The organism is Rhizobium sp. KNZ14-9A, from assembly GCF_056755015.1.
Map to the genome: position 1 here is coordinate 1,342,521 of NZ_JBPGXB010000004.1, position 26,108 is coordinate 1,368,628.

Below are 26,108 nucleotides of genomic sequence, written 5' to 3' on the forward strand. Positions count from 1 at the left end.
GTCGCGCAACGCTTTAGAAATGCAGGACCATCCAGCCGGCCGAAATCAGCGCGCCGTTCCAGATGAGGCAGCCGATGAATGTGGCAACCGCAAAACGGATGGCATCGATCGAGACCATCGACGAAGCAAGGCCCAAATAGACCCGTGCGGCCGGCCCGAGCTGCACCAGCGCCATGCACGTCATGCTTTCCGCGTACCAGCCCGAAGCTCTGCGCGCTACCGTGAAGTGCCCCAGCCATGCCGACAGCGACCGAAGGCCCGGAGAGGCGCGCCAGATAGTTCCAGCAAAGCGACCCGGCCATCGAACCGAAGGCGGAGCGTCACTCCGGCCGGCGCGAGATACGGAAAACACTGGCGGGCGGGATATTTAAGCGCACCCGGCCGAGCCTCTCTGCCCGCAGCCCGAAGTCATCGAGCACGTCTGGAGGTACAGAGCAGGCATGGCCGTAGGTGAACTGGTAAAAGGCGCCGCCACGTTCCAGCAGGCCAAAGCTGCCGCCGACAATGGCGCGGATGATTTCCGGGGGCATATTGCGAAAGGGCAATCCGCTGACGATTGCCGCCTGCACTCCAAGCTCCGCCTTGCAGACGGCAAGCTCGCGCGCATCGCGCTGGAGTATCGTTACGTCAGGAAACCGTTGTTGCAGCGGAGCGATGAAGCGGGTTTCGAGTTCTACCAGCGTGAGGTCTCGCGCCGGCAGGCCGCGTTTCAGAAGCGCCTCCGTGAAAACCCCTGTGCCGGGACCAAGCTCCAGCACCTTGCCTGCGGAAGGTTCAATTTCGCTGGTCATCAGCCGTGCCAGCCGCCCTCCCGAGGGCACGATCGCGCCGATTTTCCTGGGCTCGGCGAGAAGCGCACTAAAGAAGGCGGCCAGCGGCGGCTGTTGCATGCGGGTCTCCAGCATCGATTGTCCGCTTACGGTATTCCCCTTTCAATGATGCGAGCATGACGTGCACCCGCGCCATCCGAAAGATTCACGCGGTCTGGACCGTCGGCTCGAAGCTCATGTTGAAGCTTGCCCCACCACCCTCCGCATTCGACACCCATACGCGCCCGTGGTGCAGCTTGACGATCTCTCGCACGAGATGGAGGCCAAGCCCGATGCCCTGGCTGCGACCGTTCGCACGCTGGAAGGGCTCGAAGATCCGCTCCCGGTCCTCAGGCGCGATACCAGGGCCTTCATCGCTGACGGAAATTTGTGCGGGGCGTTCGACGGCGATGGTAATCGTACCGCTCCTGCCGCCATGCTGGATGGCGTTCTGCACCAGATTGGCAATCGCCCGTTCCAGCGCCGTCTCATCGCCGAGGATGCGCTCCGGCATCGAACGCAACTCGAAATTCGCCTGATAGCCAGCGGCAATGATCAGCGGTGCAAGCTCGGCGGCCTGCCGCCGCGCGATGGTCGCAAGGTCGATGGAGCAATCTGGCACCGGCTCCTGATTGAGCCGCTGCAGGTCGAGCAGCTGCTGGGCGAGCGTCGAAAGGCGTGCGACATCCTCCAGGAGCCGGTTGGTCGCCTCGGTCGGCGGCATGGTTTCCAATCGGTTCTGGAGGATGGCAATCGGCGTGCGCAGTTCATGAGCGGCGGCCAGCATGAAGCGACGCTGCTTGTTGTGATCGTCGTCGAGACGCTGCAGCGTCTCGTTCATGGCGATCACCAGCGGCGCGACTTCTTCCGGCACGTTTTCGAGCGGCAGGCGGTAGCCGCGTGTCGTCCCGTCGATGCCTTGTGCTGCCTGGGCCACCTCGTTCAATCCGCGGTGGATACCGCGCGCCACGAAGGGTGTGACCGCCAGTGTGATCAGGCCCGTCAGCAAAATGACCGGCAGCACGATACCTGACGCGATTGCCATGAAGACGACCAGAAGTTTGCCGGCCGAGAGGCTGCCCTGTCGGCCGACGATGACGAGCAGATCGCCGTGATCCGTCTTTATTTTCTGCAGGCGTGCGGCAATCGTCGCGGGATTGTCTTCGTCCCCATTGAAACGGGCTTCGGCGATATCGGTACCCGACGCGGCGATGGCGAGATATTGCGCCGGCACATTGCCTTCGCTGACCATGCGGCCCTGCTGATCGCGCACCAGAAACCAGAAGTCGGCCGCCTTGTCGCGCTGATAACCCAGATCGTCGGTGTTGGTGATACGCATCGAACCGTCGGCGTTCCAGGCAATCGATTCCGTGACCGCATCAATTGCATGTTCATCGGGTGCGAAGATGCCACTCATGCCCGAAATCCAGAAGACGAAGGCAAAGGCGATCGCAATCAGCACCAGGGTCGCTGCCTGCAGCGCCACCAGCCGGCGGATCAGCCTCCATTTCAGCGAATAGAACTTCATCTTCTTCATGGCCGGGCCTGCCGGATCAGGTAACCGACGCCACGGATCGTATGGATCTCGACCCCGGCGCACGCCGCATCGAGCTTGCGGCGCACGCGCGAGACATGCGCGTCGAGGGCATTGGACTGGATCTCGTCGTCCATGCCGTAAACCGCTTCCTCGAGGCTGGAGCGCTCAACTGTGCGGCCGGCCCGGCGCATCAGCGCTTCCAGCACCAGCAATTCGCGGCGAGGCAGTTCAAGCGCCATCTCGCCGACACGCGCCTCGCGGTTGCGCAGGTCGAAATGCAGCCGGCCGAGGCACAGGCTTTCGATCTCGATATTACCCGGACGGCGCAAAATCGCCCGCAAACGCGCCATCAGCTCCTCGACCGCAAAGGGTTTAGCGAGATAGTCGTCGGCACCGAGATCGAGGCCTTCTATCCGGTCCTTCAGATCGCCGCGCGCCGTCAGCATGATAACCGGGACAGCCGGCTGGATACGGCGCGCGTCGGCGATCAGCTCCAGCCCGTCGCCGTCAGGCAGGCTGCGGTCAAGCAGCAGGACATCATAGCTGTTCAGCCGCACGGCCTCCTCGGCCGCCTCGATGGTCGAAACGTGATCCGTGATGATATTGTTGTTGCGGAGCGCCGCAACGAGCACGGCGGCCATTTCCGGTTCATCTTCCGCCAGCAAGACGCGCATTTAACCGTCCAACTTCAAAAGCTGCTCTCTGCACAGGCAAGATTGCGTCAGCATGACGCCAAATGCCAGAGCGGTGTGGCGTCAATCCCCGAAGGGCAGGCTGATTGCCTCGGTTCGCGCTTCAAGGGCGTGGATGACGGCCGCCATATCCTCGCGCCCGAAACCCAGGTTTTCGGTTTCGGCATAAAGCGCATGGCAGGCATCGAGCAGCGGCGAGGCGACGCCCGCCTGCCGCGCCGCTTCGGCCACCAGCCTGTTGTTCTTCAACACGTCAGTGATCGCTGCCTGCACGGAGAAATCCCGCTCCACCAGCTTGCCGCTCTTGATCCGCGATATGCCGCTCGCCATCTGGCCGGCATCGACGACGGCCCTGAAAATCCCCATGTCCAGCCCCTGCCTGCCGGCAAAATGGGCCGCTTCCGCCAAGCCCGTCACCGACGTGATGAGAAAGATGTTGACGGCGAGCTTCATCAACAGCGCATTCGGCACCGCGCCACAGACGACCGTCTCCCGACACATGGGCGCCAGCAGCGGACGGACCTCATCGACCACACCAGCCTCTCCGGCGAGCATGGCCACAAGCTGGCCCTCTTCTGCCGGCCGGCGCGAGCCCGAAACGGGCGCCTCGACATAGCGACCGCCAGCCACACGGATATCCGCTTCAAGCGCTTTCGAATAGGCCGGCGCCGTCGTTCCCATATGGATGATGACATGCCCCGCGACACGTGCGGCAAAGTCAGGCGTGCCACGCCCGAGAACCGTGTCAATCACCGCCTCTGTCGCGAGCATCAGGATTACGGTTCCGGCCTTGCCGAACACCGCATCCACATTGGCAGCCACTTCAGCGCCTGCCGCCCGCAACCTTTCCACACTTTCCGGCGAACGGTTCCAGACGATGAGGTCGGTGCCTGCCCGCGCGAGATTGAGCGCCATCGGCGTGCCCATCACGCCGAGACCGATGAAGCCTGTTTTCATTGCTGCCGCCTCCTTGGATAGCCAAGAGCGACAAGTCTACGAACAAAGGTGGCGGCTGTCTTGAAGGTTAGTGCGCAGATGCGGTCTGACCAGAAACTTCCAGCGCCGCCTCGCGGATCGTCTGCGTGAGGATCGACAGCGGCAGCGAAGGAATGGAATCCGTGCGTACCGTCAGCCCGACCGGACCCTTCGTCTCGCCGGTATCGATCGGCAGGGCGGCAAGTACGCCATCGGTAATATCGCGTGCGACTACACCATTGGAAATGATCCAGATCGCGTCGCTGTCGCGTACGAAAGCGCGGCCAAAGGCATCGGAAACCGTTTCGATCTGGCTTGGCAGACTGGCGACGCCATTGGCGATCAGAAAATTCTCAACCACCGGCCGGATAATCGAACCGCGGGTCGGCATCAGAAGCGTATAGAGGCCGAGCTCAGCGAAGAGCGATTTGCCGGAGGCAAGCAGCGGATGGCCGGCGCGCACGGCAAAGACGACCTGTTCGGAATAGAGATGCTCGAAGGAAAAGCCGGCCATCCTTTCCGCTCCCGCCAGACGCCCGACGACGAGGTCGAGATCGCCGATGCGCAGTTGCTCCAGAAGCACGGCATTGTCGCCGGTGACGATCTTCACCCGGCTCCAGGTATTTTCCTTCAGAAACAGGTCCATCGCCCGTGGCATGACGCGCGTCGAGACCGTTGGCAGCGCGCCGATACGGATCGGCGGAGCGTCGCCGAACTGCTCCTGCGAGACGGAATCAAGCCCCTGCCGCAGCGCCGTCAGCGCAGCACCCGCATGGCGCAGGAAGACCTCGCCGTAGCGCGTGATCCGGATGCCGCGCCCATCGCGCTCGAAGACGCCGACACCGAGCGCCTGTTCCAGCTCACGGATCGTCTTGGTTACCGCCGGCTGGCTGACATGCAAAAGCTCGGCCGCCTTCATCACGCTTTTCTGCCGCGCCACCTCGACAAAGGCCTGCAGATGGCGAAACTTGATGCGGCTATCGATCATTGTTTTCATAACCCATGAGTTATTGGAAAGCCGGAAAATATCATTTTACTTAACCGGATCAACTCACCAAATTGGGTATGGAGGAGATTTAAAGTGCAGTTTGCCAGTATCAACGATGTAACGATCCACTACCAGCTCATCGGGGCTCCGGCTGACAGGCCGGTTATCGTCTTTGCCAATTCGCTCGGCACCGATTTCCGAATCTGGCGCGACGTGATCGTCCGTCTTGCCGGCGACTTTGCCATCATCCTCTATGACATGCGCGGCCACGGCCTCTCCGATGTCGGCCAGGTGCCCTATGCCATGGAGGATCATGCCACCGACCTTGCCGGCCTTCTCGACCTTCTCTCGGTCAAGGATGCGGTCATCTGTGGTCTCTCGGTCGGGGGCCTTATCGCCCAATCGCTCTACCAGCGCCGTTCGGATCTGGTGAAGGCGCTGATTCTCTGCGACACAGCCCACAAGATTGGCACGGTCGAAAGCTGGAACAACCGCATCGCCGCAGTCGAGAAGAACGGTATTTCCAGCATTGTCGACATGGTGATGGAGCGCTGGTTCACACCAGCCTTCCGCCGACCGGAAAACATCGCCTATACCGGCTACCGCAACATGCTGATCCGCCAGCCGGTGGAAGGTTATGTCGCCACCTGCGCGGCGATCCGCGACGCCGATTTCACCGAAGCCGCGCGCAAGATCAAAGTGCCGACCATCTGCGTAGTCGGTGATCAGGACGGCTCGACGCCGCCGGATCTGGTACTCTCAACGGCAAAACTGATCCCTGACGCGCGCTATGAAGTCATCAAGGACTGCGCCCATATTCCGCCCGTCGAGCAGCCGGAAGCGCTGACGGCGATCATCCGCGCCTTCCTCTCATCCGTTGGAGAAAAGAGCCCATGAGCGACACAGCGTCCGAACGCTATCACCAGGGCATGGTAACCCGCCGCTCCGTTCTCGGCGATCCTCATGTTGACCGCGCGCAGGCGGCCTCAACTGAATTCGACAGGCCGTTCCAGGAGCTGATCACCGAGGCCGCCTGGGGTCATGTCTGGTCCCGGCCTGAACTGACGAAGCGCGAGCGCTCGATGATAACAATCGCGCTGCTTGCCGCACTCGGCCAGGATGACGAGGTGGCGATGCATGTGCGCGCCACCGCCAATACCGGCGCCTCTCGGGAGGATATTCGCGAAGCGCTGCTGCATGTGGCAATCTATGCCGGTGTGCCGGCGGCCAATCATGCGATCAAGATCGCAAAGCAGGTTTTCGAGCAGATGGACGCCGGCAAGGCGGCCTGAGGGGGAGAGAATGTCCGACTTACCGAACCGCAAGCCAGAAACCGGGGCCTTTTTCGCCCGTGACCGCGCTTGGCACCCGCCGGCATATGCGCCAGGCTACAAGACCTCGCTCCTGCGCTCGCCCCAGCGCGCGCTGCTATCGCTCGATGGAACGATCTCGGAAATCACCGGCCCGGTCTTCGGCCATTCAATGATTGGCGAGATGGATAACGACTTGATCCATAATTTCGCCCGGCCCGGCGAGAGCGCCATCGGCGAACGCATCATCGTGCACGGCCGGGTGCTCGACGAGCGCGGCCGGCCGCAGGCTGGCGTTCTCGTGGAATTCTGGCAGGCCAATGCCGGCGGCCGCTACCGCCACAAGAAGGAAACCTATCTTGCCGCCATCGACCCGAATTTCGGCGGCTGTGGCCGCTTCATCACCGATGAGGAAGGCCGCTATTTCTTCCGCACCGTGCGGCCCGGCGCCTATCCCTGGCCGAACGGCGTCAACGACTGGCGCCCGGCCCATATCCACTTCTCGCTCTTCGGCCACGGTTTCTCGCAGCGCCTGATCACGCAGATGTATTTTGAGGGCGATCCGATGATCTGGAAATGTCCGATCGTCGGCACGATCCCGGACAAGGCGGCGATCGAGCAGCTTATCGCGCCGCTCGACTGGGGCAATACGATCCCGATGGACAGCCGCGCCTATAAGTTCGATATCGTGCTGCGCGGCCGACGCTCGACCATGTTCGAAAACAAGCCGGAGGGGAACTGACATGCAGGAACTCGGCTACCTCAAGGAAACCCCATCCCAGACCGCCGGCCCCTATGTGCATATCGGCCTGACGCCGAATTTCTGCGACATCACCGGCGTCTATGATACCGACCTCGGTATTCAGATGGTCAACGACAAGACGCTCGGCGAACGCATCACCATCAGTGGCCGCATCTTCGACGGCGCCGGCGCGCTGGTGCGCGACGCTGTGATTGAGATCTGGCAGGCCGACAGTGCCGGCCTCTATAACAGTCCCTCGGAAATGCGCGGCACAGCCGATCCGAACTTCACCGGCTGGGGCCGCTGCCCCACCCGCGCAGAAGACGGTGTCTACAGCTTTGAGACCATCAAGCCCGGCAAAGTGCCGTTCAAGGACGGGCGCAAGATGGCGCCGCACATCACCTTCTGGATCGTTGCCCGCGGCATCAATATCGGCCTGCACACACGGATGTATTTCCCGGAAGAGCAGGAAGCCAACGCCGCCGATCCGATCCTGGCGCGCATCGAGCACCGTGATCGTGTGCCCACGCTGATCGCCACCCGCGACGGTGCGAACCTGACCTTCGACATCCATCTTCAGGGGCCGAAGGAAACGGTGTTTCTCGACATCTGACCCGCACGCAGACGCTACTTGTCCACAATGTGCCGGGCAAGTAGCGTCGTGCTGCCCTAACTGGTCCTTGAGCTTGATGGCGCGACAGGCCAGACGGGCGGTTATGAAACGAGACTCCGAATGACCACTTCACCTTTCGATCATCCCTTCCTCTCCGGCCTGCTCGGCGACAGTGAAATAGCCTCGTATTTTTCCGCCGAGGCGGATATCCGGGCAATGCTGTCTTTCGAGGCAGCGCTTGCTCGTGCCGAGGCCACACACGGCGTCATTCCGGCTGAGGCCGCTCGGGCGATCGGCGAGACCTGTGCAGGTTTCACCCCCGACATGAAAAGCCTGAACGCCGCAACCGCCCGGGATGGCGTCGTTATTCCCGATTTGGTTCGGCAGCTTCGGGAGGCAGTAGGGGAAGAGGTTGCGAAGCACGTCCATTTTGGGGCGACCAGCCAGGATGTCATCGACACCAGCCTCATGCTGCGGCTGAAATCTGTGAGCTTCCTCTTTGGCGCACGCTTGCATTTGGTGGTCACGGGACTTGCCGCACTCGAGCGCCAACTTGGCAACAACCGCCTGATGGGCCATACGCGCATGCAGGCCGCGATCCCTATCACCGCTGCCGATCGCATAGGCGCCTGGCGGCTGCCGTTGGAGACCTATCGAGACCGGCTGACGGAGCAGACCTTCCCCGTTCAGTTCGGCGGTGCTGCCGGCACGCTCGAAAAACTCGGAGCCGAGGCATCCGCCGTGCGCGCCTCGCTGGCGCTGGAACTAGGGCTGACCGACGAGCCGCAATGGCAGAGCCGGCGGAGCCGCCTTGCCAATCTCGCCAACCTCTACTCATTGATCTCGGGCAGCCTTGGCAAATTCGGGCAGGACGTGGCGCTGCTCGCCGAAGCCGGAGGCGAGATCGATCTTGCGGGCGGCGGCACTTCTTCGGCGATGGCTCATAAGCAGAATCCTGTTGCCGCCGAAACATTGGTCGCGCTTGCCCGCTTCAACGCCACCCAGCTTTCGGCAATCCACCACTCGCTCGTCCACGAACAGGAGCGATCGGGCGCCGCCTGGACGCTCGAATGGCTGGTGCTGCCGCAGATGGTCATGGCGACTGCCGCGTCATTGCGGCTGGCAAAGGAACTGACAGGGAATATCAAACGTCTAGGGATAGACTGATCGCCTTTGCGCAGCAGCGGTAAAACCGGCTATGCAGGGATGGTGATTTCAGGAGTGATCCCGTGACCTTTCCCCTCTTCGATCTTTCTGGCCGCCGCGCGCTCGTGACAGGCTCTAGCCAAGGCATCGGCCATGCGCTGGCGCTCGGGCTTGCCGAGCACGGGGCGTCAGTCATCATCAATGGTCGCAATGCCCAGAAAGCGGAAGCGGCAGCCAAAGCGATCCGTGAAAACAAAGGCCATGCCGTCAGCGCTGCCTTCGATGTAACCGATGCCGAGGCCTGCCGTTCGGCGATCGACTATATCGAAGCGGAAATCGGCCAGATCGATATTCTCGTCAACAATGCCGGCATGCAGTTTCGCACGCCGCTGGAGGACTTCCCTGTCGAAAAGTGGGACGAACTTTTCCGCACCAACGTTTCCAGCATCTTCTATGTCAGCCAGCCGGTCGCTCGGGCGATGATCGGCCGCGGCCGCGGCAAGATCATCAACATCGCCTCGGTACAGGCTGAACTTGCCCGCCCAAATATCGCGCCCTACACGGCGACCAAGGGCGCTGTGCGCAATCTCACCCGTGGCATGGCGACGGACTGGGCAAAACACGGATTGCAGGTCAATGCCATTGCACCCGGCTATTTCAAGACACCGCTCAACCAAGCGCTTGTCGATGATCCGAAATTTTCCGCATGGCTTGAGGCCCGCACGCCGGCCGGCCGTTGGGGGGATGTCAAAGAACTGGTGGGTGCGGCTGTCTTCCTTGCGTCGGACGCATCGTCCTTCGTCAATGGTCACATGCTGATGGTGGACGGCGGGATTACCGCCTCGCTTTGAGGCTAATGGCCGCCATAACCGCCACTGTCGCTATGGTGAAATCCATCGTAACTCTCGTAGCTGTTACCGATATTGGCTGAGCTGTCGTGAGCGGGATGGCCTGCCGCAGGGAATATTTTCGGCCAGACTCTATTCCCGGACAACGAAATGGTGATTGCCGACGTGATCAGAATGGCGCCGGCGCCAAGGCCGATGAGAATTTCCGCGAGTGTCGTCATGCCGTACTCCCAAAGCCACCACCGAATTGTCTCAGCGATCGGCGCGGGACACAAGCGCCAGTTAAACTGCCTTCAGATGGGTCCTAATCCGCAACCAGATTGCCGCGGCGCATCAGTCCCATCAGGATCAACGGCAATAGTGTCGTAATGCAGATGGCGATGAAGGCCATGGCCATGCCGAGGCCGATCGAACCCTGTTCGAACTGACGCCAGATGAAGGTCGCGATCGTTTGCATGCCGACGGGTGCGACGACGACCGAGGCAACGAGTTCACGCGAGGCCAGCGCAAAGACCAGCAGCATCGAAGAGGCAAGGCTCGGAAAGACGAGCGGCAGGAGGATACGGCGGAAGGCAGTCACGCCGTTTGCGCCGCAGACGCGGGCTGCAGCTTCGAGATTGTCGCCGATTTGCTGGAATGCTGCCGTCGTGTAGCGCACCGGTTGTGGCAGTAGAATGCAGCAATAGGCAAGCAGCAAGATGAATGCGGTGTTGTAGGGCGTGATAGGCAGGCCCGGCATGTTCCAAGCGAGGATGAGGCCGACGGCCACGACGATGCCCGGCAGCGCATTCGGCAGAATGGTCATGACATCGATCGCCGTCCGGCCGGACATCCTGGTCTTTACCACTGTGTAGGCAGCAGTCACGCCGATCAGGCCTGTTATCAGCGCCGTGCCGATGCCGAGGGAGAAGCTGTTGATCAGGGCCGTGACGGCGCCAGCGCTATTACCGAAGACCGCCATGAAATTGTCGAGGCTGACATTGTCGAAGGCGAGACCGCCAGAGATCGTGCGCGCCAGCGCCGTCGCAAGGATCGCTAGCAGCGGCACGCCGGTCGCGAGAGACGCCACGACGCTGAATGCGATCATGACCGGCACCTTCAGCGTGCCAAGCGGACGCTTGTCCTTTGCCGTCGGTTTGCCGCCGACCGTCTGGTAAGAGCGGCGCGCCAGAATCCAGCGCTGCAAGAGGAAGGTGACGAGCGACATGGCCACCAGCACCAGCGACAGGATAGCTGCACCCGGCAGATCGATCGGCCAGTCGGTGACACGCAGGTCGATGCCGGTGACAAGCACCTGGAAACCGGCGCGGCGACCGAGCGCTGCAGGCGTGCCATATTCCTCAATCGCCGCGGCAAAGACCAGCATGAGGCTTGCCGTCAAACCGGGGGCCGAGAGCGGCAGCGTGATGCGCCAGAAGGCGCGCGCTGGCGAGGCGCCGAAGACACGACCGACATCGGCATAACGCGCGCCGACGGCCTCGACCGTGCGCGACACCGCGAAATAGACGACCGGGAAGGTGTTGAAGGCCATGACAAGCGTCATGCCGAAGATTGAAAACAGGAAGGGCGCCAAATTGAAACCGGCGAGCTGCTGCAGATATCCGCGCGGCTGCAGCGTCATGATCCAGCCGAGTGTGGCGATATAGGGCGGGATCATGAAGGGCACGAGCAGCAGCACGTCCCAGAGAGGCGCGAAGGGAATTCTGTAGAGCGCACGGAAGACGCCGAGCGGTACGGCAACGAGCGCCGAAGCGAACACCACGCAAGCGCCGAGCAGGATGGAATTGCGGCCCATGCGGATCAGCGAACTATCGGCGAGTGTCGCATAGAGGGAGGAGAAAGGGCTCGCGAACGAGCCCTGTCCGAGTTCGGGGAAGATGCCTTGCAGCACCACCGCGATGAAGGGAACGGCGACCACGAGAACGAGGCCCGCTGTTGCCAGCCAGGCGGCCGGAGCCGTGCCGCCGATGCCGTTTCCTCTCATATGCTAGACCTTACTTGGCGCCGTAGAGATCGGCGAAGGACTTCAGCGTTTCCTTGCGCTTGCCGTAAACAGCAGCCGTGTCGTACTTCAGGAGCGTCAGGTCGCTAATCAGCGGACGGCTGGCGGCGACGTCGGTGCGCGCGGGCATCAGCATTTCGCCGGCAACAAGCGCCTGACCTTCGTCAGAAAGCATGTAGTCGATGAACTTCTTGGCGTCGTCCTGGTTCTTGGACCAGTTCATGATCATGGCCGGGCGCGGCGCGATAACCGTACCGGACTGCGGGAACACGACTTCGATATTCTCGCCCTTCTTCTGTGCGGCGAGAGCAATGTAGTCGACAGCGCCGAATACGACGGCCTTGGCACCCTGCAGAACCGGGTTCAGGGCGTCAGCATTTGCACCGGCGATGATGGCGCCGTTTGCCCGCAGAGCCTTGAAGAGCTTCCAGTCGTCCTGGCCGCCGAGAGCAGCGGTCAGTTCGAAGGATGAACCGGACTGTGCCGGATCCGGAATATTGACGAGGTCTTTGTATTCCGGCTTCGTCAGGTCAGCCCATTCGGCCGGCTTCGGCGTGCCGCTCTTGGAGTTCCAGACGATGCCGAGAGCCGAGATGCCCTGTGCAACGGCGCCTTCGGACTTCAGGAAACCCGGAACCTTGGCAGCGTTCGGGCTCGAATAGTTGACGAGCCAGCCGCGCTTGGCAAAGTCGTTGGCCGTATCCCAGGAAGCCGAGATGACGACGTCGACAACGGGATTTGCGGCTTCGGCTTCGATACGGGCCATGACCTTGCCGGTCGTTGCCTGGAAAACATTGACCTTGACGCCGGTCTGCTTGGTAAAGCCGGCCGACAGCTTGTCGATGAGGCTCTGCGGGCCGGCTGTATAAACGGTGATGTCGGCATGGGCGACACCGGCCACGAGGGCGGCGGCGACGACGCCAAAAGTGATGCTCTTCAATGACTTAAACATGTTCCAGTTTCTCCTCTATGGATTGGTGTATTTTCTGCTGAAACCAACGGATTTGCGTTGCGTCGATCGAAAGGCCGATCGTCTCGCCGGCACGCAGCTTGGCGCGGCTCAGAACCTGCAATTCCAGGTCGGGCAGACCGGAGAGCGAAACGCTTGCCAGATGCCCATCGCCGCGGAACTGCGAACGCAGCACGGTGGCTGCAAGGCGTTCGGCAGAGACTTCGCCAGCTGAAATAGAGGCGACCGGGATCAGCACGCGGGCGCCGCCGCCGGCAACTCCTTCGGCTTCGGTCAGCATGATGTCGCTGTCCTTGAAGTACCAGGCACGTCCGCGCCGCTCGATATCGGCAAGACAGCCAAGCCGCAGGAAGTCGGCAACCTCGGGTGTCGCCGGCCGCTCGATCAGGTCATCCGGCGAGGCAAGCTGCTCGATCAGACCAGCACGCATGACCGCAACCTCGTCGGCGAGCGTCAGCGCTTCACTATGGTCGTGCGTCACATAGATCGCCGTCAGGCTGAGTGTGGAAATGAGCTCGGCGAGTTCGCCCACCATGTTTTCCCGCAATTCGCGGTCGAGGTTGGAAAGCGGTTCGTCGAAAAGGATAAGCTGCGGCTCGGCGACGATGGCGCGCGCAATCGCCACGCGCTGCTGCTGGCCACCGGAGAGATCGCTCGGCCGCCGGTCGGCATAGGCCGAAAGGCCGACGCGCCCAAGGGCGCGCATTGTCCGGGTCTGGCGCTCCGCCTTGCCGACGCCGCGCATTTCAAGCGGAAAGGAGACATTGCCGCCGACCGTCAGATGCGGCCAGAGCGCATAGTCCTGGAAGACCATGCCGAGCCCGCGCCTCTCCGGGGGAACGAAGGCGCCGGTCGCACCATCGGCAACGATGGTGCCGGCAATCGAAACAGTCCCCTTGGTCGGCGCAAGCAGGCCTGCAACCAGCCTTAAAAGCGTGGTTTTGCCGCAGCCCGAAGGGCCGAGCAATGCCAGCGTCTTACCTTTTTCCAGAGAAAAATCAATGCCTTTGAGGATCTGCGTCGGCCCGTAACTCAATTCCAGACCCGCCGCGGCAACGGCAGAGGACGATCGAATTGAGGGGGCGTTCATGGGCAGACCAAATGTCGCTTTAAAGAAAGTATGGCGACATTTAGGCACCCCGGATGACAGCTATGCGACAGATCTATTTCAGTTTTGTGACAATATCTTCTGCAGAAGCGGACGTTGGCGTCTCGTGCCGGGGTCCACGACTAAGACACGCAGCCTTCCCGCCGGCGCGCTTTGCCACTGTCCACATTCGACGCATTTTTCAGGCCGTTCGGCGGCTTCAACACCTCCAAAAGCAGAGGATTTGCATTTTCGGTCGCGCGCAACCATTTAAGATGCATGATGCCGCGGGAAATGTCGCGACCTCGCATACGCCGGAACGTTTACAGAAAACGAACCATACCGGCTTGCATTCTGAGCCAAAAGCCGATTGCTTAGGAAAATCTACTTCTTCTTCGGCTAGCCGTTAGAAGAGTGCGAGGGGATATAGGCAAACCCGTGGAATTCTGCAGCTTCGCATCGGGATCGATGGTGACTACGATGACGAAGCGGGAAAGCTGGTTTGAAGGAAAATGAGTAACGATCTGTTTCAGGTAAAATTTTGGGGCGTTCGAGGAAGCATTCCCGTGTCAGGCCCGGAATTCGACCGATATGGAGGCAACACCTCCTGTATAGAAATTCGCTGCGGCGAGCACCGGATGATCTTCGACGCGGGCTCGGGACTGCGCGAGGCTGGCCTTTCGCTTCTTGCGGATGAAGTCCGCGATGTCGACCTCTTCTTCAGTCACTGCCATTACGACCACATCATCGGCCTGCCCTTTTTCAAAGCGATCTACTACCCGTCGATCAACGTCAACATCTGGTCCGGCCACCTGGACGGCAAGATGAGCACGCGCGAGATGGTCGAGCAGTTCATCAGCCCGCCCTGGTTTCCGGTAAAGACCGATATCTGTCAGGCAACGATGAACTTCCGCGATTTCCATGCGGGCCAGACGCTGACCCCGCACGAAGGCGTAGAAATGCAGACCTACATGCTGAACCATCCGGGCGGAGCGATCGGTTATCGCATCCACTGGAAGGGCCGCATCGTGGCGCTGATCTACGACATCGAGCACATTCCGGGCACGCATGATCCGGTGGCGCTCGAAATGATGAAGGACGCAGATCTCGTCGTCTACGACTGCACCTATAACGAAGACGAGATGCAGCGCTTCAAGGGCTTTGGCCACTCCACATGGCAGCACGGTACTGAACTTGCGAAGATGGCAGGCGCAAAGCGCTTCGCCTTGTTCCATCATGCGCCCTCGCGCACCGATGGACAGCTTGCCGTCATGGAAAGCGAGGCGCGGGCCGCCTTTGCCGGCGCCTTCGCAGCCAGAGACAATCAGGTCGTCGACATCTGATCCTGCACCAGCGTGCCTGCTGAAACCCATTCCACTGCGGGATGGCCCGCAGTCGCCTCGAAGAGTTCGGCAAGGAAATCCCAGGCGGCCGCGTCATGCACCAGATGATGCCCGAGCACGCCGATCGGCTCGCGGCTACCCTCGAACCTGTCCTGCAGCTCCGCGACCAGCTCGCCGATCAGGTCTGCCATCGGCCGGCCGCCGCGGGCGCCGTGCCAGTCCATCAGGTCGAGATGGGAGTTGACGATGGCGAGCGGGCTTTCGCCCTTGACGCGTCCGTAGGTGGAAAGGGATTCGAAGCCGAGCGCCGGCAGCTTGGGAATGAGACCCTTGTCGATCCGGTTCCAGGGCGGAACCAGCATCGACAGAAAGCGTTTCGGGTAAAGACCCTTCAGCTTCAGGAAGCCTTCATGGAGCTCGCGCAGAATGGTTTCTTCCAGACGTGACCCGCCGAGTTCCTGCTTCTTGTCGTCAGGCCCGGCATGATTGTAATGCGCCCAGCCGTGAACCGCCACGCTGACACGCGCCTCATCCGCAAGCCGCTGAGCGAGCGGTGCGCCGGTAGAGGCCGGAATGACCGCAAGCGTGACGGGGATGCCATAGTTTTTCGTCTCGGCGAGCAGTCGCTCCAGCGCCGCCGTCGGCTCGATTGCATCGTCATCCCGCAGCCAGAGCCGCGCCACGCGGCCAGCGTCGCGCCAGCGCTCCAGCTCCTGATACAACGGCTCGCGGATGGTGCTATCGATCATGTGCTGCTCCTGCATGATTGCGTAGGATCAAATCCAGTTCATGTGACGCGCCGGCAAGCGAACGCTCGTCGAGGACGAAGCGGCGGGCGGCGGATGCCATAACGTCACGGCGCTCTTGGTCATCCAGCAGTCCGGCAATGGCCCGCGCATAGGTTTCTATGTCGCCATCCGGCGTCAATAGTCCTGTCATATCGGCTTCTACCACGGCAGGCACCCCGGCAGTCGCCTGCGCCACGACAGGAAGGCCCGCCGCCTGCGCTTCGAGATAGGCAAGTCCATAGGCTTCGCCGCAGCCCGGCCACACATAGATGCCGCTCTTCGAAAGCTGGTCGGCTATCTCTTCCGGCTCCCTCTGACCGAGCCAGTCGATACGACCGGGCGCAAAGCCCGCAAAAAGCGCCTCCACCTCAGCCCTCAGCGGACCGTCGCCAATGATGCCGAGCGTCCAGGGCCGATCCTCGATCATGCGCAGTGCCGCAGCGAGCGTCTTGTAGCTCTCCATCTTGTCACCGGCCCGCATCATTGCCACGCTCACCAAGCGTTGCGGATCGGGAGCAGGCGTTACCGCCTCGAAGAGCGCTGTGTCAACGAAAGGCTTTACTCCGGCAATACGCGCTTCGGGAAAGACATCTTCCAATCCTTTCCGGTCGCGTTCGGTAAAGGCGATATTGACCGCCGCATGGCGGATCGCCTCGCCCACCGGTTTCTGGAACAAGGCCCACCCCATCCCGTCGCGCTTGCGCGAATAGGAGGCTTCCGCCGTAACGTAGGGAATTGTGAATTCCGCCGCGATCGCCGGTCCGAAGAGATCGGGGGACTTGTAATAGGGATGATAGCAGAACCAGAGCTCCGGCTTCGGCTCCTCCCGCCATTTGCGCCGAAGCCGCTCAAGCTCCTCTTCGGCCCTCGCCAGCGCTTCGGCCGCCGCTTCCGGCGTGCCGGCATGGATGCGGAACTCGGACACGATCTCGACCGAATGCCCGGCCATTTCCAGCGCCCGGATCAGCAGCCGCGCCATCAACCGGTCGCCTGAGGGCACCGGATGGTGCGGCGACTTCATCGGCGCGTAGAAGGCAATCCGCATCGCGACACTCCGCGTATGACAGTGTGTTTCCAATCGGCGCTCGCGCCGTAGGCGAAAATTTCCGCTATTGTCACTATCCTTGAACGATACAGACAGGCATACCGAAGCGATCGTGATTAGACGAGACGATAATTCCGCCCTTTTTCGTCTTCTCTAGTGCATTTGCGATTTGAGCTTCAAGAACAGGAATTGATGACGACAGTCTGGGCCACAGGGATTTTTTCGGAGCGCACGATCAGGAAGGCCAGGCTCGGTTCCGGCCTTGTGATGTTCGTCTTCATCATCCTGCATATGTCAAACCATGCATTGGGGCTCGTTTCGCTGACGGCGGCCGATGATGCGCGCCGGCTGTTTCTGGCGATCTGGCGTAATCCGCTGGGCACCCTGCTCTTCTACGGCTCGGTCCTCGTCCATATGACGCTGGTGCTGCGCGGGCTCTATATGCGCCGTAGCCTCGTCATGCCGAAGAACGAGATGGCACAGATCGTTCTCGGCCTTCTGATCCCGCTGCTGCTCATCGACCATGTCATCGGCACACGCATCGTCCATGCACTCTACAGCTATACCGATAATTACGAGACGATCGTTCGCACGCTCTGGATCAACTCACCGCAGAACGGCGTACGCCAGACTTTCGCACTGCTCGCCGTCTGGATCCATGGCTGTATCGGCATACATTTCTGGCTTCGCTATCGGCCCTGGTACGACAATTCCTCATCGCTGCTTCTGGCAATCGCCATCCTCCTGCCGGTGCTGGCGCTGCTCGGTTTCGTCGAGATGGGCCGCACGCTATCCGATCCCTCCTACATCGAGTCAGAATCCGGCCACTACGAAGAAACGGTCAATACCCGCTATTACAACAATCCTGAGGCGCGCGAGAAAATCGCGACGATCCGCGCTGGGCTCTATGGCAGCTTCTCCGCAGCGCTTGCCCTCGTCATTCTGGCACGGGCGCGCCGCAGGCTGAAAGAGCGGACGAACCAAGTCGCGGTTCACTATCCCGGCGGCGAGACCGTGCGCGTGCCACGCGGCTTCACAGTGCTGGAGGCAAGCAGGCTCGGCGGCCTGCCGCACTATTCGGTCTGCGGTGGCAAGGGGCAGTGCTCCACCTGCCGCGTGCAGATCCTCGGCGATTATTGGACCCTGCCGCCGCCCGACAAGCTGGAGCAGACGACGCTGAAGCGCATCAATGCGGCAGCTGATGTACGCCTCGCCTGTCAGCTCCGCCCGGATAAGGACTTGACTGTCGCGCCGCTGCTCGTGCCGCAGACGGAGGCTACCCTTCCCGCCAACAGCCAGGAAACTAGCCCTGGCCGCGAGCGCGAGATCGCCGTACTCTTCTGTGACATGCGCCATTTCACGACGCTGACTGAGACCCGCCTGCCCTTCGACGTCGTCTTCCTGCTCAACCGCTATTTCGGGATCGTCGGCAAGGCGGTGGAACAGGCCGGCGGACGGCTCGACAAATTCATCGGCGACGGCGCCATGGCACTATTCGGCCTCAACACCACACCTGAGGAAGCCTGCCGGCAGGCTGTGGCAGCCGCATCCGCGATTGTTGCCGAGGTGGAGAAGCTCGCCGCCGAACTTTCCGACGAACTGCCATTGCCGCTGCAGATCGTTATCGGCATACACACTGGCCCGGCAGTCGTCGGCACGATGGGCTATGGGCGCGTGCGCAGCCTGACGGCCGTCGGCGATACCGTCAACGTCGCAAGCCGCCTGGAGACGGCCGCCAAGGAGCTTAATGCTGCGATCGTCATATCCGAGCCGGTCGCGATAGGCGCCGGCATTGATCTGGAAACGGTCGAAAGCTGCGAAATCAATGTGCGTGGCCGGGCGCTCCCCTTGAAAGTCTATGTCATTCCGAGAGAGAAAGCCGCCGAACCGCTCAAGGAAAGACAATAATGTCCGGCCAAGCATGGCTTACTGGCAAATATTGGAAGCGCCGTTTGCGTAAGGCGCGCAATGCGCTGGCCACACGTTTCTTTGACACCCGCACCGGCCGCCGGCTGCTGATCGAGAATATCGGGCCGCGCGTCACCTCCATGACGGTCGATGCCGGCGATCACCTGATGAGTTTTTCACCCGCCGACTATATCGGCCGCAAGGTCTTCCGGAAGGGCCATTTCGAACGCGAGGCAGTCGACCGGCTGCTCGTGATCCTGCGCGAGCGCGGCCTGCTGAAGAAGGACAGCATGCTGCTGGAGATCGGCGGCAATATCGGCACACAGACAGTCTATTTTGCGCTCGCCCGCGCATTTGCCGGGATCGTCAGCGTCGAGCCAGATCCGCGCAATTTCCGCCTTCTGGAACAAAATATCCGCCAGAACGGTCTTATCGACACGGTGCGCCTCGTCAACTGCGCCGCCGGCGAAGGTGAAGGCGAGATCGACTTCTTTTTGAACAGCGCCAATCACGGCAAGAGCAGCGCCATCCGCCAGAGCCCCAGTGACCAGAAGATCAGCGTTCCGGTGCTACCCGTGACCGGCATCCTCGACGGACTCAACATCGACCAGACTGCCATTGGCCTCGTCTGGATGGATATCGAGGGTTACGAGCCGGTTGCCTGCCGCTCAATGCTGCCGCTGCTTGCCCGCCGCACGCCTCTCTATATGGAATTCACACCGCTCTTTTACGGCCAGGAGGGCACGAAAGCCTTCATACGCATGCTCGCCGGCTTCTACGAGGATTGCCTCGTGGTTTTCGAGGACGGCGAGAAGGAGATGAAAGTCCGTGATCTGCCGGGCGAATTCGATCAATATGACGTGCTGTTCCTGCCTTAGACCGAAGAAGAACTATCGGGTGGACTGCATCGCCAGCGATTGATGGCAATGCACACCGGCGAGCACGCCTGAAGCGGAAGCGAGCGTGGCGTTATGCATGGCGCTTGCCGCATCGCCGGCGGCAAAGACACCCTTGACGGTTGTTTCCTTGTTATCGCCGGTCCGGATGAGCGGACCGAACGGACCGTCGTCGAAGACACAACCGAGTTGTTCGGCAACCGGGCTCGCCATTGCCGTTTTCGGAGCGACGAACACGGCATCCAGCCGCAGGACCCGGCCATCGGCGAGGCGAACGGCCTCAAGCCTGGGAGTGTCCCCCAATAATTCCACGACAGGGCTGCGCTCGATCCGTACACCGCGAGCAGTCAGCCCTGCGAGTTGCTCTTCATCGGGCTCGAACAGCGCTTGGGTGAAATAGGTTGTCTCTCCCCAGTCGGGAATCAGCATGGCCGCATGTGCCGAATGCGGATGGTTTGCGAGAACGCCGAGCTTACCGCCGCTCACCTCATAACCGTGGCAATAGGGGCAGTGCAGTGCGGAGCGGCCCCATCGATCCCGCAGGCCGGGGATATCAGGCAGCGTGTCGCTTATGCCGGTTGCCAGGACGATGCGCGCTGCTCTTTCTTCGCCACCGCCCTTGATGCCGATAACGAATTCGTCGCCATCGGCACGTGCCTGAACAACTTCCCCGTCACGAATGGTGATGGTCGGATAAAGCGAAAGCTGCCTCTTTCCCTCCCGCATAATCGCTGCCGGCGTCTGGCCGTCCTGGCCCAGGAAACCATGTGACGCCTGCGAAAACCGATTGCGCGGCGCGCCCGCATCGATCAGCAGAACGCGGCGGCGCGCCCGGACAAGCTGCATGGCCGCAGACAGGCCGGCGAAATTACCGCCGATGACGATGACCTCGAATGACATGAAACTCTCCTTTGACGCCGCCCCGATCATGAAGCAACATAAGTTACATGAAACGGTGCGGTCAAGTATCATGTTACTTGTCTTGTTACGATCTGCTTGTGATAATGGCCCATTCGATCGACGGGAATAGAATCTCATGCGCAATGACAGCCGCCTTTCACGCATGCTGCACGTGCTGATCCACATGGATAGGCACGAGCATTCGGCTACCTCCGAAATGATTGCAAAGATGCTGAACACCAATCCCGTCGTCGTCCGCCGCACCATGGCCGGCCTTCGCGAACAGGGCTATGTCCGTTCCGAAAAGGGGCATGGCGGGGGCTGGACGCTGGTGCGTCCGTTGTCGGAAATCACCCTGCTCGATGTCTACAGCGCCATTGGCGAACCGCATCTTTTCGCCATCGGCCCAGCCGACGATCAGCCGAAATGCCTTGTGGAACAGGCCGTGAATGCGGCTCTCGAGGATGCGATGAAGGAGGCACAGGCCCTGCTCCTGCGGCGATTGGGCAGCGTGACGCTGGATGAAATCGCGGCCGACTTCGAGGCAAAATTTGCCGCGCTCTCGGCTACGTCCTATTTCTGCGCCTCATAAGCCCGGACTATTTCCGGCGGTAGAGAAAATAGCGCCCTTCCTTGATGCCGCCGGGCAGAGGCAGGGGCAAAAGCTCGGGATGTTCCAGCGGCAGGCCGCTGACGGCGATGCCGTGGTGGGTAAGCACGCCAGCCATCAATTGCGGCAGCCAAGTCAACGTCACGGCGTCGATCTCATCATGGCCGGTGCCGATATCGGCATGGGCGAGCGCGGCATTGATCCCGAGGAACGCCTGGCCGGTATCGCGGATATTGCCCGTCACCATATTTTCGGCTGGCGGCGTGGAGGCGGAATAGGAGCGTATTTCCCAATCGAAGGCGATAATGCGGCGGTCGGGAAAATGCTCGCGCAGATGGTCGTAGGTGCGGCCATTGCCAAGGCCGAATTCGAGCACCGGCCCCTCCACCTCTTCCACCAGATCGATGATGGCATTGAGAATATCGCGTTGAGCCGTCAATCGGCGAATGAAGCTGTCGAGGCGGCTCATCTTGTCCTGTCCGTCATAAAATATGTCAGTGGTGCTACCATATCGATGCTGTGTAAGTCGATTGCCGGAAACGCAAATTGCCGTTGCAGCGGCAACACGGGTCTGTGATAAACTCTGCTCCATGAACGAGATGTCCAACGACGCATTCTTCGCCAACGTACCGGTCTTCAGCGACTTCGAAGGCGTTACCGATGAGAGCAATTATCAGCCGCTGCCCGAAGGGTGGGTGCTGGCGATGGCCGATATTGTCGGCTCGACGAAGGCGATTTCCGGCGGCCGCTACAAGGACGTCAACATGGCCGGCGCCAGCGTGATCTCCGCGGTGCTGAATGCTGTCGGCAAGGGTGACTATCCCTTTGTCTTTGCCGGCGACGGCGCGCTGATTGCCTTGCCCGCTTCGCTTGAGAAGGAAGCGCGCGAGGCGCTTGCCGCAACGCAGGTCTGGGTGAAGGAGGATCTTGACCTCGATCTTCGTATCGCCATCGTGCCGATCGGCGATATCCGCATGGAAGGTCTCGATGTGCGCGTCGCCCGCTATTCGGCAAGTCCTTACGTCACCTATGCGATGTTTTCCGGCGGTGGCACGATCTGGGCCGAGAAGAACATGAAGATGGGCCGGTACGGCGTCGAAAAAGCCGCGCCCGGCACACGGCCGGATCTGAGCGGCCTCTCCTGTCGCTGGAGCCCGATCGAGGCCCGCAACGGCGAGATCGTCTCGATCATCGCCGTGCCCGGCGAAGACGGTCCCGGGCCGGAATTTCAGGCTCTCGTTGCCGGCATTGTTTCCATCACAGCCGAACAGAACCGCAGCGGGCATCCCGTGCCGGAAGACGGGCCAGAGCTTGCCTTCTCGATGAAGGGCATCAATCGCGAGGTGAATGCCACGGCGCCGGAGGGCAAACGCTTGCGGCAAAAGTTCTTCATTCTCCTGCAGATCGGCCTGACCGTTTTCCTGCACAAATTCGGCATCACCTTCGCCCATTTCAACGCGCGCCGCTACAAGAAGGACGTCTCGGGCAATTCGGATTTCCGCAAATTCGACGACGGACTGAAGATGACCATCGACGTCGACGCGGCCCACCTCGCCCGCATCGAGATGCTGTTGAAGCAGGCGCAGGAAAAGGGCGTGGCGCGTTACGGCCTGCACCGCCAGTCATCGGCACTGATGACCTGCTTCGTACCGACGCCGCTGTCGCGCGACCACATGCACTTCATTGATGGCGCTGCCGGCGGTTACGCCGTCGCCGCCAGCCAGATCACCGGTAAGCAGCTTTCCGGCGTGCTCGTTACGCCTTGATGATGTGATCGGCTGCAAGGCCGAGCCGGCTGAAGACGTTTCGGGTATCGACGATCAGTTTGGCGCTCTTCGAAAGAGCCGCATAGTCGATCATGTCGTGATCGGTCGCGATGAGAACCGCGTCGTATCCCGTAATGGCTTCCGGCGTCAGGTCGATAGATTTCCGGCCCTTCAGCGCCTGATATTCGCGGGTCGGCGGAATCTCCGCGACGAACGGGTCATGATAATCTGCCTTGCCGCCGCGCTCCTCGATGATTTCAATCAGGCGCAGCGACGGACTTTCCCTGATATCGGCAACGTTTTTCTTGTAGGCGAGGCCAAGCACGAGGACGCGTGAGCGGCTGAGCGCCTTTCCGGCACGAATATCCAGCGCCTCGGCGAGCTTGCCGACGACATAGCGCGGCATCGCCGAATTGATTTCGCCGGCAAGCTCGATGAAGCGTGTCGGCAGCTCGTATTCACGCGACTTCCAGGTGAGGTAGAAAGGATCAATCGGAATGCAGTGACCACCGAGACCAGGGCCGGGATAGAAAGGCATATAGCCGAACGGCTTGGTCTTGGCAGCGTCGATGACTTCCCAGACATCGATGCCCATTGCCGCATAGACGGTCTTCAGCTCGTTGACGAGTGCGATATTGACCGAGCGGAAGATGTTCTCTGTGAGCTTGACCGCTTCCGCCGTTGCATTGGAGGAGACCGGGACGACGGTCGAGACGACAGCACCGTAGAAAGATTTCATCAGGGACAGGGCCTGCGTGCCGTCGCCTGCAACGACCTTCGGGATCGTCGCGGTGTGGTAATGCTGATTGCCGGGGTCTTCGCGTTCCGGCGAGAAACCGACGAAGAAGTCTGAGCCGGATTTCAGCCCGGTCCCTTCGAGAATGACCTTCACGATGTCATCGGTTGTGCCGGGATAGGTTGTCGATTCCAGTACGATGAGCTGGCCCGGCCGCAGATGGGCGGCGATCGCCCGCGACGTCGCCTCCACGAAGGAAAGATCGGGATCGCGATGTTTGGTGAGCGGCGTCGGCACACAGATGACGATCACGTCGCAATCCGAAAGGCTGGCGAAATCGGTCGTCGAGGAGAACCGCCCCGCATCGATCTCGGCCGTCAGCGCCTCGTTCGTCACCGCATCGATATAGGAGCGGCGGGCGTCCAGCGCGACGATCTTCTTCGGATCGATATCGAAGCCGGTCACGGCAAAGCCGCTGCGCGCCACAGCTATCGCCAGCGGCAGGCCGACATAACCAAGACCGATGATGGCGGCGCGCGCAGTGCGGGCCTCAATCTTCTTTGAAAGCGTCTCGAAGGTGGAAGAGCGTGCGTCCAAGGCCATGCCTTTTGCAAAAAGTGAATCCGAACGCTGATCTAATGCATGATCGCGGCAAATTAAACCCAGCCCGTTCGCAGTGTCTGGCCGTGCCGCGCCTTGGATTCTTCAGCAGGTTTGGCCGAAATGACTCGGCGGTCGCCATCCCAGCAACCGGGACGCACAAAAAAAATCAGAATCCCATTGTTTCGCACTTTCAGCGTGCCTATTTTGGCAAATGATAATGAACCACTTTGCAAAGATTGCTCGCCCGTTTCCAGGAGGTCGGAAGCCGGCGGGTGTCATAGCCGGTCATCGGCAATCGTTGACACGATAATACCGCTCGTACATCCTGATTTCTTTGTGATCTGCTCATCGTGAATGGGCAGGTCTGGGTTGTTTTGCCTTTCGGGATGGACGTGCGCCATGAGGATAATACCAAGAATGAGCACGATCGAATCCAGCGTATCCTCCATTTTGTTGGACCGTGTTGCTGAATGGCTGACGAATTCTTCGCTGGCCGGTGACGACCTTGAAAACATCGTGCGCGGTTTCTGCGAGCGGCTTGCGGCCGCCGGCCTGCCACTCGCGCGCGTGCACCTGACCTTCTCGATGCTGCATCCGCTTTACGACGCGTTGAGCTTCACCTGGAAGCGCTCCAGCGGCGTGACCATCGAGGGCTTCCGCATGCCGGCCGGCCAGAAGCCGGACCGTTTCCTGCAGAGCCCTTATTTCCATCTTCTCGACAACAATCTGCAGCATATCCGCCGCCGCATCATGCCTGACGGCCCGAGCGAATTTCCGATCTTTGAGGATCTCCGGCAGGAAAAGGTCACCGATTACCTCGCCTTCGTGCAACCCTTCGGCGACGGTTCGGTGCAGGGCATGATGGGCTCCTGGTCGACCGATAGCCCGGTCGGTTTTTCCGACGATATGATCGACGCGCTGCTGCGCATGCAGAACCATCTGGCGGTTGCCGCCAAGATGGCGGTGCTTGCCAAGCTCGCCAACAATATGCTGACCACCTATCTCGGCGGCGATGCTGGCAAACGCGTGTTGAACGGCCAGGTTCGCCGTGGCGACGGTGAGACGATCCGCGCTGCTCTCGTCATGGCGGATATGCGCGAATCGACCATGTATGCCGAAAAGGAAGGCAGGCAGGCCTACATCGATACGCTCAACCAGTTCTTCGACGCGATCGCCGCGCCCTTCAACCGCAACGGCGGCGAAATCCTGAGCTTCCTCGGCGACGGCTTCCTGGCCGTCTATCCCTGCGGTCGCCACAAGGACCCGTCCAAGATCGCCTGCGAGGCAGCGCTTTCCGCAGTGCATCATGCGCAGTCGCGGGTTGCCGAACTGAACAAGGATCGCGAGGCGAAGGGGCTTCCGAAGATCGGCTACGGCATCGGCCTGCATGTCGGCAACGTCATGTTCGGTAATGTCGGTCTGAAGGATCGCCTTACCTTCTCCGCCTTCGGCTCTGCAGTGAACGAGGTGCAGCGCCTGCAGGTGCTGACCAAGAAATACAGCCGCGAGGTCGTCGCGAGCCAGGCCTTTGCCGGCTATTGCGGCGGCGAATGGATCACGCTTGGCGAGGAAAAGCTGCGCGGCATCCGCCAGAAGGTGACGGTGCTGCAGCCGCGGGCGCCGGCATCCGGCCTCCATGTCGACGAAGGCTTCCGCGAATCCGTTCAGAACGGCCTTTCGGAAGCCGAACAGGTCATCATGCTTCACCGCGACAAGAAACAGGTAAAACGTACGCCGATCGAAAAATTCATTCAGTAATCACGCGCGAACATTGCAGCCGCTTTACCCGCTGCA

General features: G+C 61.0%; 27 protein-coding genes and 1 pseudogene. 12 read left to right on the top strand and 16 right to left on the bottom strand.

Features of this window, described 5'->3' with window-relative positions; all coding sequences use genetic code 11:
• Positions 1–13: 13 nt before the first annotated feature.
• The 7 genes and pseudogenes from ACR9ZQ_RS36540 to pcaQ form a co-directional block, all read right to left on the bottom strand.
• A complete protein-coding gene (locus tag ACR9ZQ_RS36540) occupies positions 14–184 on the bottom strand; it encodes a hypothetical protein (protein WP_481430231.1) in 171 nt (56 codons plus the stop codon).
• A 136-nt stretch (positions 185–320) separates the two neighbouring features.
• Complete coding sequence (locus ACR9ZQ_RS36545; protein ID WP_481430232.1) at positions 321–905, bottom strand: class I SAM-dependent methyltransferase; 585 nt, start codon at positions 903–905, stop codon at positions 321–323.
• A gap of 70 nt (positions 906–975) precedes the next feature.
• Positions 976–2,346 carry a sensor histidine kinase gene (locus tag ACR9ZQ_RS36550; RefSeq protein ID WP_481430233.1) on the bottom strand — a complete coding sequence of 457 codons (1,371 nt, stop codon included), beginning with the start codon at positions 2,344–2,346 and terminating at the stop codon, positions 976–978.
• A complete protein-coding gene (locus ACR9ZQ_RS36555) occupies positions 2,343–3,020 on the bottom strand; it encodes a response regulator transcription factor (RefSeq protein WP_481430234.1) in 678 nt (225 codons plus the stop codon). The genes ACR9ZQ_RS36550 and ACR9ZQ_RS36555 overlap by 4 nt, the downstream gene beginning before the upstream one ends.
• Positions 3,021–3,101: 81 nt before the next feature.
• Positions 3,102–3,539 (bottom strand): NAD-binding protein, encoded by a 438-nt coding sequence (locus ACR9ZQ_RS36560; protein ID WP_481430987.1) that lies wholly within the window; start codon positions 3,537–3,539, stop codon positions 3,102–3,104.
• Positions 3,525–4,004: pseudogene (locus ACR9ZQ_RS36565) on the bottom strand (NAD(P)-dependent oxidoreductase); the annotation flags it as partial. The gene ACR9ZQ_RS36560 and the pseudogene ACR9ZQ_RS36565, both read right to left, overlap by 15 nt.
• Before the next feature lie 58 nt (positions 4,005–4,062).
• Complete coding sequence (gene pcaQ / locus ACR9ZQ_RS36570; protein ID WP_481430235.1) at positions 4,063–5,001, bottom strand: pca operon transcription factor PcaQ; 939 nt, start codon at positions 4,999–5,001, stop codon at positions 4,063–4,065.
• 93 nt (positions 5,002–5,094) lie between these two features.
• Here pcaQ and pcaD point away from each other — a divergent pair, with 93 nt between their 5' ends.
• The 6 genes from pcaD (at position 5,095) to ACR9ZQ_RS36600 (ending at position 9,663) form a co-directional block, all read left to right on the top strand.
• Positions 5,095–5,898, top strand: coding sequence for a 3-oxoadipate enol-lactonase (pcaD, locus tag ACR9ZQ_RS36575; protein ID WP_481430236.1), 804 nt, complete (start codon positions 5,095–5,097; stop codon positions 5,896–5,898).
• Positions 5,895–6,293: a 4-carboxymuconolactone decarboxylase gene (gene pcaC, locus ACR9ZQ_RS36580; protein WP_113323682.1), complete on the top strand. Its 399-nt coding sequence runs from the start codon at positions 5,895–5,897 to the stop codon at positions 6,291–6,293. The genes pcaD and pcaC overlap by 4 nt, the downstream gene beginning before the upstream one ends.
• Positions 6,294–6,303: 10 nt before the next feature.
• Entirely contained in the window at positions 6,304–7,053 is a 750-nt protein-coding gene (gene pcaH, locus ACR9ZQ_RS36585) for a protocatechuate 3,4-dioxygenase subunit beta (protein WP_481430237.1), read from the top strand.
• Position 7,054: 1 nt separating this feature from the next.
• Positions 7,055–7,666 carry a protocatechuate 3,4-dioxygenase subunit alpha gene (gene pcaG, locus ACR9ZQ_RS36590; protein ID WP_310382442.1) on the top strand — a complete coding sequence of 204 codons (612 nt, stop codon included), beginning with the start codon at positions 7,055–7,057 and terminating at the stop codon, positions 7,664–7,666.
• A gap of 120 nt (positions 7,667–7,786) precedes the next feature.
• Positions 7,787–8,833: a 3-carboxy-cis,cis-muconate cycloisomerase gene (locus ACR9ZQ_RS36595; protein ID WP_481430238.1), complete on the top strand. Its 1,047-nt coding sequence runs from the start codon at positions 7,787–7,789 to the stop codon at positions 8,831–8,833.
• Between the two features lie 62 nt (positions 8,834–8,895).
• Positions 8,896–9,663 (top strand): SDR family oxidoreductase, encoded by a 768-nt coding sequence (locus ACR9ZQ_RS36600; RefSeq protein ID WP_481430239.1) that lies wholly within the window; start codon positions 8,896–8,898, stop codon positions 9,661–9,663.
• 2 nt (positions 9,664–9,665) lie between these two features.
• Here the strand turns inward: ACR9ZQ_RS36600 and ACR9ZQ_RS36605 are convergent, their stop codons facing one another.
• The 4 genes from ACR9ZQ_RS36605 to ACR9ZQ_RS36620 form a co-directional block, all read right to left on the bottom strand.
• Complete coding sequence (locus tag ACR9ZQ_RS36605) at positions 9,666–9,881, bottom strand: hypothetical protein (RefSeq protein ID WP_481430240.1); 216 nt, start codon at positions 9,879–9,881, stop codon at positions 9,666–9,668.
• Between the two features lie 83 nt (positions 9,882–9,964).
• The gene (locus ACR9ZQ_RS36610) at positions 9,965–11,644 is read right to left on the bottom strand and encodes an ABC transporter permease (protein ID WP_481430241.1); all 1,680 of its coding nucleotides are present in this window, start codon (positions 11,642–11,644) and stop codon (positions 9,965–9,967) included.
• Between the two features lie 10 nt (positions 11,645–11,654).
• Entirely contained in the window at positions 11,655–12,614 is a 960-nt protein-coding gene (locus ACR9ZQ_RS36615; protein WP_481430242.1) for an ABC transporter substrate-binding protein, read from the bottom strand.
• Positions 12,607–13,722: an ABC transporter ATP-binding protein gene (locus ACR9ZQ_RS36620; protein WP_481430243.1), complete on the bottom strand. Its 1,116-nt coding sequence runs from the start codon at positions 13,720–13,722 to the stop codon at positions 12,607–12,609. The genes ACR9ZQ_RS36615 and ACR9ZQ_RS36620 overlap by 8 nt, the downstream gene beginning before the upstream one ends.
• 509 nt (positions 13,723–14,231) lie before the next feature.
• On the opposite strand from ACR9ZQ_RS36620, the gene ACR9ZQ_RS36625 reads away from it, so the two are divergent.
• Positions 14,232–15,062 carry an MBL fold metallo-hydrolase gene (locus ACR9ZQ_RS36625; protein ID WP_481430244.1) on the top strand — a complete coding sequence of 277 codons (831 nt, stop codon included), beginning with the start codon at positions 14,232–14,234 and terminating at the stop codon, positions 15,060–15,062.
• Here the strand turns inward: ACR9ZQ_RS36625 and ACR9ZQ_RS36630 are convergent.
• Both ACR9ZQ_RS36630 and ACR9ZQ_RS36635 read right to left on the bottom strand, forming a co-directional pair.
• Positions 15,044–15,811, bottom strand: a complete 768-nt coding sequence (locus tag ACR9ZQ_RS36630) for a polysaccharide deacetylase family protein (RefSeq protein ID WP_481430245.1) — start codon at positions 15,809–15,811, stop codon at positions 15,044–15,046. The two genes, ACR9ZQ_RS36625 and ACR9ZQ_RS36630, sit on opposite strands and share 19 nt — an antisense overlap.
• Positions 15,801–16,895, bottom strand: a complete 1,095-nt coding sequence (locus tag ACR9ZQ_RS36635; RefSeq protein WP_481430246.1) for a glycosyltransferase family 4 protein — start codon at positions 16,893–16,895, stop codon at positions 15,801–15,803. The genes ACR9ZQ_RS36630 and ACR9ZQ_RS36635 overlap by 11 nt, the downstream gene beginning before the upstream one ends.
• A gap of 192 nt (positions 16,896–17,087) precedes the next feature.
• Here ACR9ZQ_RS36635 and ACR9ZQ_RS36640 point away from each other — a divergent pair, with 192 nt between their 5' ends.
• Positions 17,088–18,803, top strand: a complete 1,716-nt coding sequence (locus tag ACR9ZQ_RS36640; RefSeq protein WP_481430247.1) for an adenylate/guanylate cyclase domain-containing protein — start codon at positions 17,088–17,090, stop codon at positions 18,801–18,803.
• A complete protein-coding gene (locus ACR9ZQ_RS36645) occupies positions 18,803–19,681 on the top strand; it encodes an FkbM family methyltransferase (protein ID WP_481430248.1) in 879 nt (292 codons plus the stop codon). Before ACR9ZQ_RS36640 ends, ACR9ZQ_RS36645 begins: the two co-directional genes overlap by 1 nt.
• A 12-nt stretch (positions 19,682–19,693) precedes the next feature.
• Here ACR9ZQ_RS36645 and ACR9ZQ_RS36650 read toward each other — a convergent pair whose 3' ends face one another.
• Entirely contained in the window at positions 19,694–20,599 is a 906-nt protein-coding gene (locus tag ACR9ZQ_RS36650; protein WP_481430249.1) for an NAD(P)/FAD-dependent oxidoreductase, read from the bottom strand.
• 136 nt (positions 20,600–20,735) lie between these two features.
• On the opposite strand from ACR9ZQ_RS36650, the gene ACR9ZQ_RS36655 reads away from it, so the two are divergent.
• On the top strand, positions 20,736–21,191 hold the full coding sequence (locus tag ACR9ZQ_RS36655; RefSeq protein ID WP_481430250.1) for an Rrf2 family transcriptional regulator: 456 nt from the start codon (positions 20,736–20,738) through the stop codon (positions 21,189–21,191).
• A 7-nt stretch (positions 21,192–21,198) separates the two neighbouring features.
• Here the strand turns inward: ACR9ZQ_RS36655 and ACR9ZQ_RS36660 are convergent, their stop codons facing one another.
• Positions 21,199–21,678, bottom strand: a complete 480-nt coding sequence (locus tag ACR9ZQ_RS36660; RefSeq protein WP_439017635.1) for a class I SAM-dependent methyltransferase — start codon at positions 21,676–21,678, stop codon at positions 21,199–21,201.
• A gap of 121 nt (positions 21,679–21,799) precedes the next feature.
• On the opposite strand from ACR9ZQ_RS36660, the gene ACR9ZQ_RS36665 reads away from it, so the two are divergent.
• Entirely contained in the window at positions 21,800–22,975 is a 1,176-nt protein-coding gene (locus ACR9ZQ_RS36665; RefSeq protein ID WP_481430251.1) for a DUF3095 domain-containing protein, read from the top strand.
• Here ACR9ZQ_RS36665 and ACR9ZQ_RS36670 read toward each other — a convergent pair.
• Positions 22,965–24,314 carry a nucleotide sugar dehydrogenase gene (locus ACR9ZQ_RS36670; protein ID WP_481430252.1) on the bottom strand — a complete coding sequence of 450 codons (1,350 nt, stop codon included), beginning with the start codon at positions 24,312–24,314 and terminating at the stop codon, positions 22,965–22,967. The two genes, ACR9ZQ_RS36665 and ACR9ZQ_RS36670, sit on opposite strands and share 11 nt — an antisense overlap.
• A 417-nt stretch (positions 24,315–24,731) precedes the next feature.
• Here ACR9ZQ_RS36670 and ACR9ZQ_RS36675 point away from each other — a divergent pair, with 417 nt between their 5' ends.
• Positions 24,732–26,072, top strand: coding sequence for an adenylate/guanylate cyclase domain-containing protein (locus ACR9ZQ_RS36675; RefSeq protein WP_310382425.1), 1,341 nt, complete (start codon positions 24,732–24,734; stop codon positions 26,070–26,072).
• Positions 26,073–26,108 lie beyond the last annotated feature (36 nt).